Genomic DNA, 2042 nt, shown 5'->3' on the forward strand with positions numbered 1-2042 from the left:
CATCAAAATATATTAAATCAAATCGGTTTACAACTTTTTTACGATTACAAAATTATTTGTATTCTGGAACTAGGATTTGGTACAGGTCTCAATGCTTTTTTAACATATTTGGAGGCAACATCCAATAATTTAATTGTTGAGTATGAGGGTGTGGAAAAATACCCGGTTGCATTTGAAGAAATTCAACAATGTAATTTTGCTCAGAAATTAAATGTTGACAGAGCTCTTTTTGATAGGATGCATAAAATAAACTGGGAAGAAAGGGTATTGGTTTCAGAGGGCTTCCATCTTAAAAAAAGAAATCAGAATTTTAAAGATATTCGTGATGTAAATCGATTTGATTTAATATATTTTGATGCATTTGGGGCCCGGGTACAACCTGAACTTTGGACTGAGAAAATATTCAGCAGCATGTTTGCAGCTTTAAAAAAAAATGGAGTTTTAGTTACTTATTCAGCAAAGGGGAGTGTAAGACGAGCAATGCAAAACGTGGGATTTCAAGTTGAAAAATTACCCGGTCCCCCTGGTAAACGAGAAATGTTGAGGGCAGTAAAAAAATAATTTTAAACTAATCAAAACTCTTTATTTATGAAAGCACTGGTGATTTCAGGAGGAGGAAGTAAAGGGGCTTATGCAGGTGGGGTTGCACACCATCTTGTCAAAAATCAGCATAAAGATTACAATCTTTTCATCGGTACTTCAACAGGTAGTTTATTACTTCCTCACTTAGCTTTAGGCAAAGTTGAAAAACTCAAATTGATTTATACCAATGTTACACCCAAAGATATTTTTAATATCAATCCTTTTATCATTAAGAAAAAAGGGAATCGCGAGTATGTGGCCATCAAACATTGGAATGTATTGTGGCAATTATTAAGAAATAAACGCACATTTGGAGAAAGCAAAAACCTCAGAAGAAACATTCAGCGAAATTTTACAAAAGAAGAGTTTGAAGTTCTTAAAAATTCAGACAAAGAAGTTATTGTGACAGTTTCAAACCTCACTAAGAATAAAGTGGAGTATAAGTCACTCAAGAGTTGTGGTTATGAGGATTTTTGTGATTGGATGTGGATCAGTGCTAACTACATCCCTTTTATGTCGCTTGTGACCAAAGACGATTGTGAATATGCAGACGGTGGTTTTGGTGCCGTTTCCCCCATTCGGGAAGCAATAAGAAAAGGAGCTAAAGAAGTTGATTCCATTATACTTGAGGCCGAAAATATGGAGCACAACATTGTTTTGGGAAAAAATCCTTTTTCACTAATGGTTAATTTATTTGGCTTTGTGGTTGATCAAATTGAGTATCATAATATTGCAGAAGGAAAATTAGCTGCTTTGGCCCGAGATGTAGAATTAAACCTTTACTACACACCGACAAAACTTACTGAAAATTCCCTAATATTTGATAAAAAATTGATGTCAAGCTGGTGGCAAAGAGGCTTTGATGCAGCGGCAAACAGAGTTGCTTCAAGTAAGATCGATTACATTCCTTAATTTCTTAAATCAATTCCCCAACTTCCTGTTTAAGGTAAAGTAATGCCTTTTGTGAAGGTGAAACTTCGTCCATAAAATGCTGAATAATTGTCTCCCTTAATTTTGAGGCGCTATCTACTTTTTCATTCATAGCTGTTTTTCTAATGATTTGGATAGTAGCATTTTTAGCAGCATTGACCATGTTCCAGCAATCATTGGTTACGTAAATTTGCTGAGCGATGTTGTGTTCAAATTCTTGTTCTATATTGCTGATAAGCATCTTTTCATAAACATCAACATCTTCAGAATGCGGAGCAATTCTAACAAGCAATTTATTTGGAGCTATACGTTCAAGAAATAATGTAAAACGCTCATAGGCTTGGAGTCTTAATGGTAACATCTCTTTTTGTGACTCTTTTTGCAAAAGATACCTTCTTCGACCTTCTTCATTGCTTGTATGACCTTTAAAAAAATAGTAAGCAACTACTCCTACTACAATAGCAGGAAGCAAGTAAGCAACATAATTTAAAACTAAACTAAAGTCCTCCAAATAAATTGCTTGTTAGAAT

Annotated in this window: 3 protein-coding genes; 2 read left to right on the forward strand and 1 reads right to left on the reverse strand. The window is 34.4% G+C overall.

Features of this window, described 5'->3' with window-relative positions; all coding sequences use genetic code 11:
* Positions 1-561, forward strand: a 561-nt coding sequence (gene mnmD / locus AACY61_RS12905) for a tRNA (5-methylaminomethyl-2-thiouridine)(34)-methyltransferase MnmD (RefSeq protein WP_339611991.1), incomplete at its 5' end; no start/stop codon positions are given.
* Positions 562-588: 27 nt separating this feature from the next.
* Complete coding sequence (locus AACY61_RS12910; protein ID WP_339611992.1) at positions 589-1494, forward strand: patatin-like phospholipase family protein; 906 nt, start codon at positions 589-591, stop codon at positions 1492-1494.
* A gap of 4 nt (positions 1495-1498) precedes the next feature.
* On the opposite strand, the gene AACY61_RS12915 is transcribed toward AACY61_RS12910, so the two are convergent.
* Entirely contained in the window at positions 1499-2023 is a 525-nt protein-coding gene (locus tag AACY61_RS12915; RefSeq protein ID WP_339611993.1) for a hypothetical protein, read from the reverse strand.
* Positions 2024-2042 lie beyond the last annotated feature (19 nt).

This window comes from uncultured Planktosalinus sp. (genome assembly GCF_963973675.1).
Taxonomy (GTDB): Bacteria; Bacteroidota; Bacteroidia; order Flavobacteriales; family Flavobacteriaceae; genus Planktosalinus.

Coding starts and splice junctions, on each gene's coding strand:
- AACY61_RS12910 (WP_339611992.1), top strand. CDS start 589: ATGAAAGCACTGGTGATTTCAGGAGGAGGAAGTAAAGGGGCTTATGCA.